The sequence below is a fragment of the Pseudomonas sp. NPDC089396 genome (assembly GCF_044749545.1).
Lineage (GTDB): Bacteria > Pseudomonadota > Gammaproteobacteria > Pseudomonadales > Pseudomonadaceae > Aquipseudomonas.
Genome location: NZ_JBIVIC010000003.1, coordinates 338,322 through 354,561, shown reverse-complemented (window position 1 = coordinate 354,561; position 16,240 = coordinate 338,322). Strand labels below are relative to the sequence as shown.

Annotated in this window: 13 protein-coding genes and 1 pseudogene; 10 read left to right on the top strand and 4 right to left on the bottom strand. The window is 66.3% G+C overall.

From position 1 onward, the window contains the following. Positions 1 to 60: 60 nt before the first annotated feature. The 9 genes and pseudogenes from ACIPZB_RS07620 to ACIPZB_RS07580 all read left to right on the top strand — a co-directional run. Positions 61 to 217, top strand: a pseudogene (locus tag ACIPZB_RS07620) (IS5/IS1182 family transposase); the annotation flags it as partial. Positions 218 to 326: 109 nt separating this feature from the next. Continuing rightward, entirely contained in the window at positions 327 to 740 is a 414-nt protein-coding gene (gene arfB / locus ACIPZB_RS07615; RefSeq protein WP_400639766.1) for an alternative ribosome rescue aminoacyl-tRNA hydrolase ArfB, read from the top strand. A 223-nt stretch (positions 741 to 963) separates the two neighbouring features. Continuing rightward, a complete protein-coding gene (locus ACIPZB_RS07610) occupies positions 964 to 2,139 on the top strand; it encodes a M20 aminoacylase family protein (RefSeq protein WP_400639631.1) in 1,176 nt (391 codons plus the stop codon). A 96-nt stretch (positions 2,140 to 2,235) separates the two neighbouring features. Continuing rightward, entirely contained in the window at positions 2,236 to 3,546 is a 1,311-nt protein-coding gene (locus ACIPZB_RS07605) for a citrate-proton symporter (protein ID WP_400639630.1), read from the top strand. Next, on the top strand, positions 3,543 to 5,000 hold the full coding sequence (locus ACIPZB_RS07600; protein ID WP_400639629.1) for an amidase: 1,458 nt from the start codon (positions 3,543 to 3,545) through the stop codon (positions 4,998 to 5,000). Before ACIPZB_RS07605 ends, ACIPZB_RS07600 begins: the two co-directional genes overlap by 4 nt. A 69-nt stretch (positions 5,001 to 5,069) precedes the next feature. Continuing rightward, a complete protein-coding gene (locus ACIPZB_RS07595) occupies positions 5,070 to 5,855 on the top strand; it encodes an IclR family transcriptional regulator (protein ID WP_400639628.1) in 786 nt (261 codons plus the stop codon). Between the two features lie 246 nt (positions 5,856 to 6,101). Continuing rightward, entirely contained in the window at positions 6,102 to 6,761 is a 660-nt protein-coding gene (locus tag ACIPZB_RS07590) for an ABC transporter ATP-binding protein (protein ID WP_400639627.1), read from the top strand. Further along, positions 6,758 to 9,217 carry an FtsX-like permease family protein gene (locus tag ACIPZB_RS07585; RefSeq protein WP_400639626.1) on the top strand — a complete coding sequence of 820 codons (2,460 nt, stop codon included), beginning with the start codon at positions 6,758 to 6,760 and terminating at the stop codon, positions 9,215 to 9,217. The genes ACIPZB_RS07590 and ACIPZB_RS07585 overlap by 4 nt, the downstream gene beginning before the upstream one ends. Continuing rightward, a complete protein-coding gene (locus ACIPZB_RS07580) occupies positions 9,207 to 10,271 on the top strand; it encodes a lipocalin-like domain-containing protein (protein ID WP_400639625.1) in 1,065 nt (354 codons plus the stop codon). Before ACIPZB_RS07585 ends, ACIPZB_RS07580 begins: the two co-directional genes overlap by 11 nt. Before the next feature lie 129 nt (positions 10,272 to 10,400). Here the strand turns inward: ACIPZB_RS07580 and ACIPZB_RS07575 are convergent, their stop codons facing one another. After that, positions 10,401 to 11,588: an MFS transporter gene (locus ACIPZB_RS07575; protein ID WP_400639624.1), complete on the bottom strand. Its 1,188-nt coding sequence runs from the start codon at positions 11,586 to 11,588 to the stop codon at positions 10,401 to 10,403. Between the two features lie 135 nt (positions 11,589 to 11,723). Between ACIPZB_RS07575 and ACIPZB_RS07570 the strand changes: the two genes are divergently transcribed. Beyond that, complete coding sequence (locus ACIPZB_RS07570; RefSeq protein WP_400639623.1) at positions 11,724 to 12,629, top strand: LysR family transcriptional regulator; 906 nt, start codon at positions 11,724 to 11,726, stop codon at positions 12,627 to 12,629. Here ACIPZB_RS07570 and ACIPZB_RS07565 read toward each other — a convergent pair. The 3 genes from ACIPZB_RS07565 to ACIPZB_RS07555 form a co-directional block, all read right to left on the bottom strand. After that, entirely contained in the window at positions 12,619 to 13,389 is a 771-nt protein-coding gene (locus tag ACIPZB_RS07565; protein WP_400639621.1) for a substrate-binding domain-containing protein, read from the bottom strand. The two genes, ACIPZB_RS07570 and ACIPZB_RS07565, sit on opposite strands and share 11 nt — an antisense overlap. A 12-nt stretch (positions 13,390 to 13,401) precedes the next feature. Then, complete coding sequence (locus tag ACIPZB_RS07560) at positions 13,402 to 14,694, bottom strand: MFS transporter (RefSeq protein WP_400639619.1); 1,293 nt, start codon at positions 14,692 to 14,694, stop codon at positions 13,402 to 13,404. A gap of 132 nt (positions 14,695 to 14,826) precedes the next feature. Next, positions 14,827 to 16,206 (bottom strand): APC family permease, encoded by a 1,380-nt coding sequence (locus ACIPZB_RS07555; RefSeq protein ID WP_400639618.1) that lies wholly within the window; start codon positions 16,204 to 16,206, stop codon positions 14,827 to 14,829. Positions 16,207 to 16,240: the final 34 nt, after the last annotated feature.

Genomic DNA, 16,240 nt, shown 5'->3' with positions numbered 1-16,240 from the left:
CTCAATGCGGTGATCAACCGCAACAGCGATACCGTTCGCAGCTTCAGCTACGCCGAGGGCAAACGCTTGCACCTGAGACTGAATGAGCAAGGCTTGATAGAACTACAAACCTGGAAGATCGACCCAACCGCGGTACGTGCAACCCGGGCCTCATCTGGCGCTCTGAAAAAAGGGGCCTGACGAGCCCGCTGATCACGCTCTAGGCCGCAGTATTGGCAATGGCGAAGTAGGGCATCTCGATCCGTGTGCTTGAGGTCAAACGTAATTCGTCCTGTGAGCAAACGGCGAAGGCTGTGATAATGAAGAGCAATCCCAAGGGCCATGCCATGCTGACCATCTCCAATACCGTGCATCTGCCAGATGCCGACATCGAACTGACCTACATCCGCGCGCAAGGCGCAGGTGGGCAGAATGTCAACAAGGTGTCCAGCGCCGTGCACCTGCGCTTCGACATTCCCGCCTCAGTGCTGCCCGAGTTTTACAAGGAGCGGCTGCTGGCGCTGCGTGACAGTCGCATCACCGCCGACGGCGTGTTGATCATCAAGGCCCAACAGTACCGCACCCAGGAGCAGAACCGTGCTGACGCACTGGCGCGTCTTGCCGAGTTGATCATCACTGCCGGCAAGACCGAGAAGAAACGCCGTCCTACCAAGCCGACCCTCGGCTCGAAGACCCGCCGTCTTGAAGGAAAAGCCAGGCGCAGCACGGTCAAGGCGGGGCGGGGCAAGGTGGAGTTCTAGGGGCTTGGGCATGCACGGGCTTTGCCCGTGATCGCGGATAAATCCGCTCCTACAAGAGCCGGGATGCTCTTTGATAGGCAACCAGTTCCACTGCGTGGAACCACATTCAATTGTGCACCCACCCTCACTCGCGCTTATCTGTCGCCAGCCACGACCTGCCTTCCCCGTCGTGATCTCAAGCGAAAAACAAGAAACGGGCCCCACCCGCGCGAGGAGATTCCCCATGTCGCAGCATCAGCACATCCTGGCCTGGCTCAATGACGTGGCCAGCGACCTGCACGCCATCCGCCACGATATCCATGCCCACCCCGAACTTGGTTTCGAAGAAAGCCGCACCTCGGCCTTGGTCGCGTCCTTGCTGGAGCAGTGGGGCTATGAAGTGCACACTGGCATCGGCAAGACCGGCGTGGTCGGTGTGCTGCGCAATGGCAGCAGCCCCCGCAAGCTGGGCCTGCGCGCCGACATGGACGCACTGCCGATCATCGAGGCCACCGGCGCCGAATACAGCAGCCGCCACCAGGGCTGCATGCACGCCTGCGGCCACGACGGGCACACCACCATGCTGCTGGGCGCGGCGCGCTACCTGGCGGCGACGCGGCAGTTCGATGGCACGCTGACGCTGATCTTCCAGCCGGCCGAGGAGGGCCAGGGCGGGGCGGAGGCGATGCTGGCCGATGGCTTGCTGGAGCGCTTCCCCTGCGATGCGCTGTTCGGCATGCACAACATGCCGGGGTTGCCGGCAGGGCACCTGGGCTTTCGCGAGGGGCCGATGATGGCGTCGCAGGACTTGCTCACGGTGACCATTGACGGCGTTGGCGGGCATGGCTCGATGCCGCACCTGACAGTCGACCCGCTGGTGGCGGCGGCCAGTGTGGTGATGGCGCTGCAAACGGTGGTGGCGCGCAATATCGATGCCCAGGAAGCGGCGGTGGTGACGGTCGGGGCGCTGCAGGCGGGGGAGGCGGCCAACGTCATTCCGCAGCAGGCGCTGCTGCGCCTGAGCCTGCGTGCGCTGGATGCCAAGGTGCGGGCGCAGACCCTGGAGCGGGTGCGGGCGATCATCACCCAGCAGGCCGAAAGCTTTGGCTGCACCAGCACCATCGAGCACCGCCCGGCGTACCCGGTGCTGGTCAACCATGCTGCGGAAAACGCTTTCGCCACCCAGGTCGGGGTCGAGCTGCTCGGCGCCGAGGCGGTCGATGGCAACACCCGCAAGCTGATGGGCAGCGAGGACTTCGCCTGGATGCTGCAGCGCTGCCCGGGCGCGTACCTGTTCATCGGCAACGGCGTGCAGCGGCCGATGGTGCACAACCCCGCCTATGACTTCAACGACGACATCCTGCTGACCGGCGCCGCCTACTGGGGCGCGCTGGCGGAGAGCTGGCTCAAGCCCGCCTGACCTGCCTGTATTGACGACTGCCGCTGGAACCTGGGCGCGAGCGCGCCTGGGCGATCACTTGAACGTTGCTGGCCAACTGAAGATGGAGTGTTCCGCATGCAGATTTCCAATACAGGCGCGTCGCGTACCCGGCAAGTGGTCGCGGCGGTCATCGGCAATGCGCTGGAGTGGTATGACTTTATCGTGTACGGCTTTCTGGCGAGCATCATCGCCCGCCAGTTCTTCCCCTCCGACGACGAATACGCCTCGTTGCTGATGGCCCTGGCCACCTTCGGCGTGGGCTTTTTCATGCGCCCGGTGGGTGGCGTGCTGCTGGGTATCTATTCCGACCGCAAGGGGCGCAAGGCGGCGATGCAGCTGATCATCCGGCTGATGACGGTGTCCATCGCGATGATCGCCTTCGCCCCCAGCTACCTGGCCATCGGCATGGGCGCGCCGCTGCTGATCGTGGTGGCGCGCATGCTGCAGGGCTTCGCCACGGGTGGCGAGTACGCCAGTGCCACGGCGTTCCTGGTGGAGAGTGCGCCGGCCAACCGCAAGGGGCTGTATGGCTCGTGGCAGTTGGTGGGGCAGTGCCTGGCGGTGTTCTCCGGGGCGGCGATGGTCGCGCTGGTGACCCACCTGTGCACGCCCGAGGCGCTGGACAGCTGGGGCTGGCGGATTCCGTTCGTGCTCGGCTTGCTGATCGGGCCGGTGGGGCTGTGGATTCGCAAGCACATGGAGGAGCCAGAGGAGTTTCTCGAAGCGCGCAAGCAGGCCAAGGGCGAGGCGCCGGGGCTGTTGCAGGTGCTGCGTGAGCATCGGCGCAGCCTGCTGGTGTCGATGGGCCTGGCCTGTGGCGCAACGGTGTCGTTCTACGTGGTGCTGGTGAACATGCCGACCTTCGCCCACAAGAACCTCGGCCTGCCGCTGGACCAGGTGCTGCTGGTGCAGATGCTCGCCGTGGGCCTGATGACCGTGGTCATTCCGCTGGCCGGCGCGCTGTCGGACCGCCTCGGCCGGCGGCCGGTGCTGATGGCCTTTACCCTGGCGTTCTTCGTGATGGTCTACCCGCTGTATGTGTGGGTGGCGGCGGCGCCTTCCATCGAGCGCCTGCTGGTGATGCAGCTGCTGCTGTGCACGGCCATCGGCGGCTTCTTCGGCCCGGCGCCGACCGCGCTGGCCGAGCAGTTCCCGGTCGAGGTGCGCTCCACCGGCGTGTCGGTGGCCTACAACGTGGCGGTGATGGTGTTCGGGGGGTTTGCGCCGCTGATCGTCACCTGGCTGAGCAAGGTGCTCGGCACCCCGGTGGCGCCGTCGTTCTACGTGCTGTTCGCCTGCCTGCTGACCCTGCTCGGCACCTACTGCCTGAAAGAGGCGCCGCGTGCCGGCAAATCCGTTGCCTACAACCTTGGAGTGAAACCGTGAACGCGTTAGCCATCGACCCGATCGTCAGCCTCGACGCCGAGGCGCTGTCCCAGGCGATCCATGCCCGTCAGTATTCCTGCCGTGAAGTGATGCAGGCCTACCTGGCGCACATCGAGCGGTTCAACCCGCAGGTCAATGCGCTGGTGTCGTTGCGCGATGCCGGGGCCGTGCTGGCCGAGGCCGACGAGCGCGACCGCGAACTGGCGCGTGGCCGGTCGCGCGGCTGGATGCATGGCATGCCCCAGGCGATCAAGGACCTGGCGGCCACCGCGGGGCTGCGTACCACGCTGGGTTCGCCGTTGTTCGCCGAGCAGGTGCCGGCTGAGGATGCGATCAGCGTGGCGCGGATGCGGGCGAGCGGGGCGATCATCGTCGGCAAGAGCAATGTGCCGGAGTTCGGCCTCGGTTCGCAGAGCTACAACACGCTGTTCGGCACCACCACCAACGCCTATGACCACGCTCGCGTGGCCGGCGGCAGCAGCGGGGGCGCGGCGGCGGCGCTGGCCATGCGCCTGCTGCCGGTGGCCGATGGCAGCGACATGATGGGCTCGCTGCGCAACCCGGCGGCGTTCAACAACGTGTACGGCCTGCGCCCCTCACAGGGACGGGTGCCGTTCGGGCCGACGCCGGAGCTGTTCGTCCAGCAGCTGGCCACCGAGGGGCCGATGGGGCGCAGCGTGCAGGACGTGGCGCGGTTGCTGTCGGTGCAGGCCGGGCATGATCCGCGCGTGCCGTTGTCGATCAACGCAGGCCCGGTCGATTTCGCCGCTGGATTGGCGCGCAGCTTCAAGGGCGTGCGGGTTGGCTGGCTGGGCGACTATGACGGCTACCTGCCGATGGAAGAAGGGGTCATGGCGCTGTGTGAAACGGCGCTGGCCGATTTCGCCGAGCTGGGCTGCGAGGTCGAGGCCTGCCAGCCAGGCTTCGACCTGGCGCGCCTGTGGCAGTGCTGGCTGACCCATCGCCACTTCCTGGTGCACGGCAACCTCGGCGCGGCCTATGCCGACCCCGCCAAGCGAGCCTTGCTCAAGCCGGAAGCGCAGTGGGAAGTGGAAGGCGGCCTGCGCCTGAGCGCGCAGGACCTGTACCAGGCCTCGCTGGACCGCAGTGCCTGGTACCAGGCGCTGAACAGATTGTTCGAGCGTTACGATTTCCTGCTGTTGCCGGCGGCGCAAGTGTTTCCTTTCAACGCAGTGCTGCCATGGCCGCAGGTGGTTGGCGGGCGGGCGATGGACACTTACCACCGCTGGATGGAGGTGGTGATTGGCCCGACCCTGGCCGGTTTGCCGAGCATGAGCGTGCCGGTGGGCTTCAATGCTGCCGGGCTGCCGATGGGCCTGCAGATCATCGGCCCGGCCCAGGCCGACCAGGCCGTGCTGCAGCTGGCCTTTGCCCATGAACAGCTGACCCGGTGGGTGTCGCGCTGCCCGCCGAGCTGCCTGCAAGCACGCTGAAGGCCCTGGCCAGGCCCGTATCTTGCTGGGCATGATGACCATCCACGCACAGACAGGGAGGTCAACCCCATGGGCACTCAAATCAGTACGGCAACCGACGGCGGTGGCGTGCGCTCGGTGGAGCGGGCGCTGGCCATCGTCGAACTGCTGGGCGAGCATCAGGCACTGGGGCTGGAAGAGCTGCATTACCTGACAGCCCTGCCCAAGGCCACGGTGTCGCGCATGCTCGCCACCTTGCAGGAACAGGGCTGGGTCTACCGCGGCTTGAGCGACCGGCGCTACCGCCTGTGCGCCCGTCGGCTGTTCGGCGACCGCCAGCAGCGCTTCAAGCGCCAACTGGTGGAGCGTGCTGCGCCGCTGTTGCTGGAGCTGAGCGAACGCACGGGCCTGGTGGCTGATTTGTCCTGTTTCGACGGCGAGCGGTTGGAGGTGATGGAGAGCGCGATTCCCCAGGTGCTGCGCAAGCGCTACCCGAACAACTGCCAGATCGTCGGGCACCATGCCAGCCTGTTTCATTCGGCCATGGGGCGGGCGTGTCTGAAGGAGCTGGCCACGGATGAGGTGCAGCGGCTGGCGGCGCATGAGCGGGTGGGGGACGAGGCGTTGTTGCGCGATATCGAGGCGGATGCGCACAAGGGGTTCGGGCAGCGGACCGAAGGGTTTTGGGAGTATCCGGTGCGGTTGCCGTTCCTGATTCGGGCGATTGCCTTGCCGGTGCGGGCCCAGGGACGGTTGGCGGGAAGTATTGCGCTGCATTGGCCGCTGGACCAGGCGCCGGTGGAGCGGGTGTTGAGTTTGCATTTGAACAGCTTGGCTGCGGCGGTGGGAGAGGTGCAGCAAGCCTTGGTGGGGTAGGGAAGTCCACGATCCCTGTGGGCGCCGGCTTGCCGGCGATGAGGCCGGAGCAGGCAAACGCGGACAGTCTGTTCGGGCCCTATCGCCGGCAAGCCGGCTCCCACAGGAATCGCGTCAACTTCTAGAAATTGAGCAAGACAGTTGCTCCCACAGGGAAGAATCACAGCTTTCGAAGGCAGTGGTGTACCTGGACTACTGCCTCAGCGCCATACTCTACCCAGCACCCCAGCAAAAAAGGCCCCACCCATGCTGGCCGTCGAACAACTCCACAAGTCGTTCACCACCGCCCAAGGCACCCTGCACGTCCTGCGCGGTGTCGACCTGTCCCTCCCGCGCGGCAGCAGCCTGGCCCTGATGGGCGAATCCGGCAGCGGCAAGAGCACCTTGCTGCACCTGCTGGCCGGCCTCGACCGCGCCGACAGTGGCCGCATCCTGATTGACGGTCACCCCCTGAACCCCCGCGACGAATCCGCCCTGGCCCGCTGGCGACGCGAGGGAATCGGCCTGGTGTTCCAGCAATACAACCTGATCAGCAGCCTGGACGTAGCCGCCAACCTGTCCTTCCAGGCGCGCCTGGCAAACCGCCACGACCCGGCCTGGGTGGCGCACCTGGCCGCAAGGCTGGGTCTGACGCCCTTGCTGCAGCGCTACCCGGAGCAACTCTCCGGCGGCCAGCAGCAGCGCCTTGCAATCGGCCGGGCACTGGCCGGCCGGCCCGCGCTGCTGCTCGCCGACGAGCCTACCGGCAGTCTCGATGAACACAACGGCGACGAGGTGCTGGCCCTGCTGCTGCAACTGGTGAACGAAGCCGCCAGCACCTTGTTGATGGTCACCCATAGCCAACGGTTGGCCGCACGCCTGCAGCAGCGCTGCGTGTTGCACCAGGGCCGGGTGCAAGCCGCATGAGCAGCCTCGGGCTGGCCTTGCAGGCGCTGTGCAGCCATTGGCGGCGCCACCGCCTGCAGGGCATCGGCATCTTCACCGGCATCTGCCTGGCCACGGCATTGTGGGCTGGGGTACAGGCGCTCAACAGCCAGGCCCGCAGCGACTACGCCCAGGCCCGCGCGGTGCTGGCCGGGCCGGCGTACCCGCAGCTGATTGCGCGCAAGGGACAGCGCTTCGACCAGGCGTTGTATGTGCAATTGCGCAGGCAAGGCTGGCAGGTGACACCGGTGCTGGAGGGGCGTTTACAGCTGGCAGGCGAACCCTCGCTGACGGTCAGGCTGGTGGGCATCGAGCCGCTCAGCCTGTTGCCGGGCATGGCGGTTGCCGGCGCCGACCCGCAAGGTTTTGACCTGCAGGCGTTCGTCGTCGCGCCCGGGCAAACCTGGATCGGCCCGGACACGTTGCGCCAACTGGGCCGCAAGGTAGGGGAGCAGATCCGCACAGTGGAAGGCCAGAACCTGCCACCCCTGGCCCTGAGCGCCCACCTCGCGCCGGGTGTGGTGGTGGTCGATATCGGCCAGGCCCAGACCTTGCTCAAGGCCCCGGGACAGCTGTCGCGGTTGATCAGCAACAGCGACCAGCCCTTACCAGCGGCGCTTGCGGCCGACCTCAAGCTGCAGCCCGCCAGTGACGACACCGACCTGCAGCGCCTGACCGAAAGTTTTCACCTCAACCTCACCGCGCTGGGCCTGCTGGCCTTCGTGGTCGGTTTGTTCATCGCCCACGCGGCCATTGGCCTGGCATTGGAGCAGCGCCGCAGTTTGATGCGTACCCTGCGGGCCTGTGGCGTCAGCCTGCGCACCCTGCTCGCGGCCCTGGCGCTGGAGTTGGGGTTGTTCGCGCTACTGGGAGGCCTGGTGGGCGTGCTTGCCGGCTACCTGATCGCCGCCGCGTTACTGCCCGACTTCGCCTCCAGCCTGCGGGGGCTGTACGGTGCCGAGGTGGCCGGGCAGCTGCACTTGCCGTGGCAGTGGTGGCTGGCGGGGATGGCCGTCAGCCTGCTGGGGGCGTTGCTGGCTGGCTTCGACAGCCTGCTGCGCGCCGCGCGCCTGCCGTTGTTGGGGCTGGCCCAACCGCAGGCCTGGCGCTTGGCCCAGGTGCCCTGGCTGCGGCGTCAGGCCCTGGCCGCTGCTGTGCTGCTACTGCTGGCCCTGGGCTGTGGCTACCTGGGCAACAGCCTGCCCAGCGCGTTCGGCCTGCTGGCGGCGTTGCTGCTGGCAGCGGCGCTGTTGCTGCCAGGGCTGCTGGCGCTGCTGCTCGGCGGCCTTGCCCGCTACGCGCGGCGGCCGTTGGCCCAGTGGTTCTTCGCCGACAGCCGGCAACAGCTGCCGGCCCTGAGCCTTGCGTTGATGGCGCTGCTGCTGGCGTTGGCTGCCAGTGTCGGAGTGGGCGGGATGACCGAAGGGTTTCGCCGCACCTTCATCGGTTGGCTTGACCTGCGCCTGGCGGCCGACCTGTATGTCACGCCTCGCGACAGCGCGCAGGCACAGCAGCTGTATGCCCAGTTGCCGCGCGAGCCGGCCGTCAACGCCGTGCTGCCGAGCTGGCGGGTGGAGTGGCGCCTGCAGCACTGGCCGGTGCAGGTGCAAGGGGTGGTCGATCATCCGTTCTACCGCAGCCACTGGCCGTTGCTGGCACAAAACGCGGATGCCTGGGCGCAACTGGCAGCGGGCCGGGGCGTCATGCTCAGCGAGCAACTGGCCCGGCGCCTGGGGTTGGCGCCGGGCGACCGCGTGACACTGCCCGGCGAGCCGCCGCAGGCCATGACCGTGGTCGGCATTCATGCCGACTACGGCAACCCCAAGGGGCATGTGCTGGTCAACGCCGACTGGCTCCGTGCCCATGCACCGGCCGCCAACCTGTCCGGCCTGAGCCTGCTGGTACAGCCCGGCCAGGTGGCCGCGCTCCAGCAGCAGTTGCAGCAACGCTTTGCCCTGGATGACGACCAGCTGGTCGAGCAGGCCCGCCTGAAGGCCTGGTCGACAGCGATTTTCAACCGCACCTTCGCCGTCACCGCGGCCCTGAACAGCCTGACCCTGGGCGTGGCCGGCGTGGCCTTGTTCATCAGCCAGCTGACCCTCGGCCAGCGCCGGTTGGGGCAACTGGCGCCCTTGTGGGCACTGGGCGTGCCGCGTCGCTGGCTGGGCTGGCTGTGCCTGGGCCAGGCACTGATGCTCTGTGGCTTCACCGTGCTCCTGGCGATTCCCCTGGGCCTGCTGTTGGCCTGGTGCCTGGTGGCGGTGGTGAACGTCCAGGCATTTGGCTGGCGCTTGCCGTGGCAGGTGTTTCCCGGCCAGCTGCTGCAACTGGGGGCACTGGGTGTGCTGACCAGCCTGCTGGCCTGTGCCTGGCCGCTGTGGCAGCTGGCGCGCAGCCAACCCGGTGTGCTGTTGCGGCGGTTCGCCGATGAAGCCTGAAGCCTGGCTGCTGCTGGCCGGCCTGTTGCTGGCCGGCTGCGATGCGCCGGAACCTGCGCCCAAGGGCTTTGCCGGGCTCGGCAACGAAGCCGGGGCGTTCAGGCAGGTCACGCCCGGCGTGGCACTGGAATTCCCCCGCGACCACGGCGCCCATGACGGCTATCGCATCGAATGGTGGTACATCACCGCCAACCTTGAGGATGTTCAGGGCCGCGCCTGGGGTGCGCAATGGACCCTGTTCCGCTCGGCGCTGCGCCCGGGGCCGGAGACCCGCGACTGGAACAGCCCGAACCTGTGGATGGGCCACGCCGCATTGACCGGGCCCGGTGGCCACCAGGTCGGTGAAGCGCTGGCCCGGGGTGGGGTGGGGCAGGCCGGCGTGGTCGCCGAGCCATTTCAGGCGTGGATCGATGATTGGTCACTGCAAGGTGAGCCCGGTATCGAGCGCTTGCGCATGCGCGCGGGCGGGCCGGGCTTTCGCTACGACCTGAACCTGGCCACCGACAAACCTGTGGTGCTGCATGGCCTGCAGGGCTACAGCGAGAAGTCCGGCAAGGGCCAGGCGTCGTACTACTACAGCCAGCCGTTCTATCAGGTAACCGGCGAGGTCGAGCGCGCCGGGCTATGCATTGCCGTGACGGGCCAGGCCTGGCTGGACCGGGAGTGGAGCAGCCAGCCCCTGGCGGCCGGGCAGCGGGGTTGGGACTGGTTCTCGCTGCATCTGGAAAGCGGGGCGAAGCTGATGTTGTTCCAGGTGCGTGAAGATCAGGGCCTGCCTTACCGGGCCGGCACCTGGGTCGATGCCCAGGGGCGGTCGCGGGCGTTGCAGGGCAAGGAGATCGAGCTGACCCCGCTGGCGTGGGCGCGGCAGGACAATGGCAAGTCGGTGCCAACGCGCTGGCGGGTGCAGGTGACCTCGGAGCAGGTGGATGTGCAGGTCGAGGCGTTCGAGCCGAAGGCCTGGATGAACACGCGGTTTGCGTACTGGGAAGGCCCCGTGCGAGTGACGGGCAGTGCTGGTGGCAAAGGCTACCTGGAAATGACCGGCTACTGACAAGTCCCCCCTCGATCCCTGTGGGAGCCGGCTTGCCGGCGACGAGGCCAGTACAGACAAAAACCGACTGGGGCCCTATCGCCGGCAAGCCAGCACCCACAGTTACAGCGAAGGTCCTTGAGCCCTAGGTCAATCCCCGCCTTTCATCCGCCGCGCCACCAGGTAAATCCCCAACCCCACCAACGCCGCACCCGCGCCGATATAACCGGTACTGGTCCACCCCAACCCGGCACTGATCGCCATGCCCCCAAACCAGGGCCCCAGCGCATTGGCCAAATTGAACGCCGCATGGTTGGAAGCCGCCGCCAGGCTCGGTGCCTCATGGGCGATATCCATCAGGCGAATCTGCAGCGGCGCCGCCAGGGCAATCATGGTCCCCACCAGGCCGATCCCCAGCAGCAGGCTCCACAGTGCATGCGCCGCGAAGGTGAAGAACAGCAGCACCGCCGTCGACCACACCAGCACCAGGCCCACGGCGCGGAACTGCAGGCGGTCGAACAGCTTGCCCCCGGCAATGTTGCCGATGATGCCGCCGACCCCGAACGCCGCCAGGCCAAAGGGAATCCACTGCGGCGACACGTGCGTCACCTGCAGCATGGTCGGTGCCAGGTAGCTGAACACGCAGAACATGCCGGCAAAGCCAATGGCAGCGATGCCCAGCGCCATCCACACCTGGGGCAGGCGGAAGGCTTGCAGCTCCTTGCGCGGGTCGCTGCGCGCCTCGTTGCGGGGTTGCGGTACATAGCGCCAGACCAGGGCGATGGTGCACAGGGCGATCACCCCGACCAGCACGAACGCCGAGCGCCAGCCAAAGAATTGCCCGAGGAAGGTCGCGATCGGGTTGCCCAGCAGCATCGCCAGGGTCAGGCCCATCATCACCCGCGCCACGGCGCCTGCACGCTGGTTGCTCGGCACCATGCTCGAAGCCACCACGGCAGCGATGCCGAAATACGCACCGTGGGGCAGGCCGCTGACGAAGCGGAAGGCCACCAGGCCGGCGAAGGAAGGGGCGAAGGCCGTGGCCAGGTTGCCGATGGCGTAGAGGGCCATCAGCAGCAACAGCAGGTGTTTACGCAGAAGCTTGGCACCGAGTATCGCCAGCGCCGGTGCACCGACCACCACGCCCAGGGCGTAGGCGCTGATGGCATGTCCCACTTGCGGCTCGCTCAACTGCAGGTTGCCGGCGATATCGGGCATCAGCCCCATGATCGCGAACTCGCCGGTGCCAATGGCAAAGCTGCCCAAGGCCATGGAAGCTTCCATCTTGCCCACTTCGCCTTTGCTGATGGCGAGCGGGGGTAATTCCTGAACAGACATCGGGATCCTTACTGAAACTGGCTGAAACGTTCAACGCGCGATGATAGACGACATCGTCGGGCTCTGTAATATTTTGCATTAATTGCCGGTACTCATAAAATGGTTGCATCAATTCGCAGTTCCCGAGTGCGCGCCATGGCCATCAATTTCGACCTCAACGACTTGCAAGCCTTTCGCGCAGTGGTCGAGCAAGGCAGCTTCCGCAAGGCGGCGGAGGCGGTGCGTATCTCGCAGCCGGCGCTTAGTCGGCGCATCGACAAGCTGGAGGATGCCTTGGGCGTGCGGCTGTTCGAGCGCACCACCCGCAAGGTCAGCCTGACCCAGGCCGGGCGGGGCTTCATGCCCAGCGTCGAGCGCTTGCTCGACGACCTGGACAACGCCCTGCTGGGCATCAGCGAAGTGGCCTCGACGCGGCTCGGCCAGGTCACGGTGGCCTGCGTACCGTCGGCGGCGTATTACTTCATGCCCCGGGTCATCGCGCATTACCACCAGCAGTTTCCACGGATCAAGGTCAAGGTGCTGGACGCCAGCGCCCACGAGGTGCTGGGCGCGGTGGTCGATGGCGAGGCGGATTTCGGCCTGAGCTTCATGGGCACGCTGGAGGCCGATGTGGAGTTCGAACCGCTGGTGCAGGAGAGCTATGTGCTGGCGTGCCGGCGAGATCACCCGCTGGCGGCGCGCAGCAGTGTCACCTGGGACGAGTTCTACCAGCAGTCCTACATTTCGCTGGGCAAGACCTCCGGCAATCGCTTCCTGCTCGACCAGGCGTTGAGCGGCATCGTGCCGCAGCGTCAAAGCATCTGCGAAACCCGCCACGTCACCACCATGATCGGCCTGGTGGAGGCGGGGCTGGGGGTGGCTGCGGTGCCGTCGATGGCGATGCCGGCGGGTGATCACCCGATCCTGACCCGGGTCGCCCTGACCGAGCCAAAGGTCATGCGCAGTGTCGGCCTGATCAAACGCCGGGGTCGAACCCTGACCCCGGCAGCGTTGGCGCTGGAGCGCCTGGTGGTGGACATGAAGGTCGAGGTCAGCGGCTGACCGAATCCAGCCCGGTGGCCTGCACGGTCTGCTGGGCAGCGGGCGCGGCCAGGTAGGCGAGCAGTGCCTTGGCCTGGCGCGGGTGTTCGGCATGGGTAGGAATGCCTGCGGCAAAGCGCGTGACCGATTGCACCGCCTCCGGCAGCTTGCCGACGAAGCTTGCGCCCGGCACCGGCAACAGCTCGCTGACCTGCTGCAAGCCGACCTGGTAATCGCCTTTGGCGACCACCGAGGCCACCGGGAGCTTCGCGATCATGCTGGCCTTGGGTGCAAGTTGCTGCTCGATGCCCAGCCGTTTGAACAGCTGCTTGTGCACATACACGCCGCTTGCACTGTCCGAATAGGCCACCGACCGGGCGCCCAGCAGGGTTTTCTTCAGCCCCTCCACACTGCTGATATCGGGTTTCGGCGCGCCGGCACGCACCACCATGCCGATCCGCGAATCGGCCAGTTCCACCCGTGACGCCGGGTCGACCTTGCCTTGGCGGATCAGCTCATCAAGCGCGTAGCCGACCATGATCACCACGTCGGCCTTCTCGCCACGGGCCAGGCGATTGGGGATCGCCTCGGGCGCCTGCCCCATCGACGGCCCCAGGGCGGTATCGAGGGTGTTGCCGGTGGCTGCGGCGAATTTCGGGCCGAGTATCTGGTAGGCGGCGGTGAAGCCACCGGAGGTCATCACCCGCAGCTGCTCGGCGTGGGCGACGCTGCCCAGGCTTGCACAGGCGAGCAGGGCAAAGGCGTGCAGTACTTTACGCATGATCGAGCGCCCTCAAGACAGTGCCGGTTGCAGTTGACCGCGCGAACGGCGGTAGAGAAACAGCGTCGCGCCCAGGGCGCAGAGTGCGGCGAAGCTCATCCAGTAGCCGGGGGCGGCCTTGTCGGCGGTGTACTGGATCAGGAAGGTCGAAATGGCCGGGGTGAAACCGCCGAACACGGCCGTGGCCAGGCTATAGGCCAGGGAGAAGCCCGCCACCCGCACCTCGAGCGGCATGATTTCGGCCAGCGCGGGGATCATCGCACCGTTGTACAGGCCATAAAGGAACGACAGCCACAACAGCACCACCAGCATGTGCAGGAAGCTTGGCGCATTGACCAGGAAAGTCAGCGCAGGATACGCGCTGGCCAGGGTCAGCAGGGTCATGGCGACCAGCACCGGGCGGCGCCCGATACGATCGGACAGCGCGCCACCGAGCGGCAGCCAGATGAAGTTCGACACGCCTACCAGCAACGTCACCAGCAAGGCATCGGCGGTGCTCAGGTGCAACACCGTCTTGCCGAACGTTGGCGCGTACACGGTGATCAGGTAGAACGCCGTGGTAGTCAGCGCCACCATGAGCATGCCGGCGAGCACCGTGGCCCAGTGCTGCAGCAGGGTGCGCAGCACCTCGGCCCGGGCTGGGCGGTGCTTGCGTGCGGCGTATTCCTCGGACTCCTCCAGGTTACGGCGCAGCAGGAAGATGAACGGCACGATCAGGCAGCCGACGAAGAAGGGGATGCGCCAGCCCCAATCGGCGATCATCGCCGGTGCCATCCATTGGTTCAGGGCATAGCCCAGGGCCGCCGCGACGATGATCGCCACTTGCTGGCTGGCAGACTGCCAACTGGTGAAGAAGCCTTTGTTGCCGGGCGTGGCGATCTCGGCCAGGTACACCGACACACCGCCCAGTTCGGCACCCGCCGAGAAGCCTTGCAGCAGGCGCCCGACCAGCACCAGGGCGGGCGCGAGCAGGCCGATGGATTCGTAGCCGGGCACCAGCACGATCAGGATCGTGCCGCTGGCCATGATCGACAGGGTGACGATCAGCCCTTTGCGCCTGCCCACTTCGTCGATATAGGCGCCGAGCACCACGGCACCCAGGGGGCGCATGAGGAAGCCGGCCCCGAACACGGCGAAGGTCATCATCAAGGAGGCGAATTCACTGCTGGCAGGGAAGAACACAGCCGCGATCTGCGTGGCGTAGAAACCGAAGAGGAAAAAGTCGAACTGCTCGAGGAAGTTGCCCGACGTGACCCGGAAGATCGCGCCGGCGCGGGAGTGCCCGGAGGCGGTTGTTGCTGTCATTGCCTGTACTCCATACCGCTTTTGTGACGTGCGCCGCTGGGAACGGCGCACGGTTCTTATTGGCGGGAATGGTGCGACAGGGTCATTGATTAGAGAATTGCATTGTTCGCATCGATTGATGCGGCTAGCGGATCAATCCGCCATTTGCAGTTCGGGCAGGCTCACCCGGAACGCCCGGGTCAACCCGAGCAGGCAGAGGAAACCGACGCCCAGCCAGCACAGGCCGATGGTGAACGACATGCTCGACAGGCTGGTCCACAGCCACAGCGTGCTGAGGAAACCGAGCGCCGGTATGGCGCCGAACAACAGGTAGTTGCGTGGGCCGCTCAGCTTCTGGTCGAGCAGGTAATGCTTGACCACCGCCAGGTTGACCGCAGAAAACGCGAACAGCGCGCCAAAGCTGATCATGTTGGCGACCGTGTCCAGGGTGATGAACAGGGCGACCAACGACATCGTGCTGACCAGCATGATCGCCGTGGCCGGCACGCGCTTTTTCGTGACCAGACGGCCAAACACCCGTGGCAGCGCACCGTCGCGCCCCATGGCGAACAGCACCCGCGAAACGCTGGCCTGGGACACCATGGCCGAGGCGAAGCAGCCGGCCACGTAGGTGGCGGTAAAGCCGGTCACCAGCAGCTCGCCGCCGACCCGACGCATCACGTCCACCGAGGCCGAGTCCGGGTCGGCGAAGCTGGCCCAGTCGGGGAACACCTGCTGGGCGAAGTACGACACCAGCAGGAACAGCAGGCCACCGATCACCGACACCGCCATGATTGCCTGGGGAATGCGCTTGGTCGGATTACTGGTTTCTTCGGCCATGGTCGACACCGCATCGAAGCCCAGGAACGACAGGCACAAGACGGCCGCGCCGGCCATGACCAGCGGCACGCTGAAGCCCTCGTGGTGGAACGGCGCCAGCAACGACACCGGCGCCGCCTGTTCGCCCTGGTTGCGCACCGACAACGCCACGAACACGACGATGAACACCAGCTGAGCGACCACCAGGATCCAGTTGACCCGGGTAATCGATTCGATGCCGATCAGGTTGAGGAAGGTGACCAGGGCGATCGAGCCCAGTACCCACACCCAGGCGTGTATCGCCGGGAAGTATTCGGACATGTAGATGCCGATCAGCAGGTAGCTGAGCAGCGGCAGGAAGATGTAGTCGAGCAGCAGGGTCCAGCCGGCGATAAAGCCGAAGTGACTGCCAAAGGCCTTGCGGGTATAGGTGTAGACGGAGCCGGAGTAGGGGTGGGCCTGGACCATGCGGCCATAGCTGTAGGCGGTCAGGAGCATCGCGGCGAGGGTCAGCATGTAGGCAGTGGGCAGGTGGCCCTTGGTCATCTGGGTGACCAGCCCGTAGGTAGTGAAGACTGCAAGGGGCACCATGTAGGCGAGGCCGAACAACACCAGCGCGGTCATGCTCATGGACTTTCTGAAACGGCCGGAAGCGGCAGGTTGCGACGCAGGATGGTGGGCAGGGGCAGAGTCTGTATTTGTTGTTGTATGCATTGCTAACTCCTGAAATGGAATGCAGGACGCCGCA

What these genes read in the sequence shown, in the direction of transcription:
- ACIPZB_RS07605 (WP_400639630.1), top strand. Translation starts at nt 2,236, where the DNA reads ATGCAGATTTCCAATACAGGCGCGTCGCGTACCCGGCAAGTGGTCGCG.
- ACIPZB_RS07555 (WP_400639618.1), bottom strand. Translation starts at nt 16,206, where the DNA reads ATGCATACAACAACAAATACAGACTCTGCCCCTGCCCACCATCCTGCG.
- ACIPZB_RS07575 (WP_400639624.1), bottom strand. Translation starts at nt 11,588, where the DNA reads ATGTCTGTTCAGGAATTACCCCCGCTCGCCATCAGCAAAGGCGAAGTG.
- arfB (WP_400639766.1), top strand. Translation starts at nt 327, where the DNA reads ATGCTGACCATCTCCAATACCGTGCATCTGCCAGATGCCGACATCGAA.
- ACIPZB_RS07560 (WP_400639619.1), bottom strand. Translation starts at nt 14,694, where the DNA reads ATGACAGCAACAACCGCCTCCGGGCACTCCCGCGCCGGCGCGATCTTC.
- ACIPZB_RS07570 (WP_400639623.1), top strand. Translation starts at nt 11,724, where the DNA reads ATGGCCATCAATTTCGACCTCAACGACTTGCAAGCCTTTCGCGCAGTG.
- ACIPZB_RS07610 (WP_400639631.1), top strand. Translation starts at nt 964, where the DNA reads ATGTCGCAGCATCAGCACATCCTGGCCTGGCTCAATGACGTGGCCAGC.
- ACIPZB_RS07580 (WP_400639625.1), top strand. Translation starts at nt 9,207, where the DNA reads ATGAAGCCTGAAGCCTGGCTGCTGCTGGCCGGCCTGTTGCTGGCCGGC.
- ACIPZB_RS07585 (WP_400639626.1), top strand. Translation starts at nt 6,758, where the DNA reads ATGAGCAGCCTCGGGCTGGCCTTGCAGGCGCTGTGCAGCCATTGGCGG.
- ACIPZB_RS07565 (WP_400639621.1), bottom strand. Translation starts at nt 13,389, where the DNA reads ATGCGTAAAGTACTGCACGCCTTTGCCCTGCTCGCCTGTGCAAGCCTG.
- ACIPZB_RS07590 (WP_400639627.1), top strand. Translation starts at nt 6,102, where the DNA reads ATGCTGGCCGTCGAACAACTCCACAAGTCGTTCACCACCGCCCAAGGC.
- ACIPZB_RS07595 (WP_400639628.1), top strand. Translation starts at nt 5,070, where the DNA reads ATGGGCACTCAAATCAGTACGGCAACCGACGGCGGTGGCGTGCGCTCG.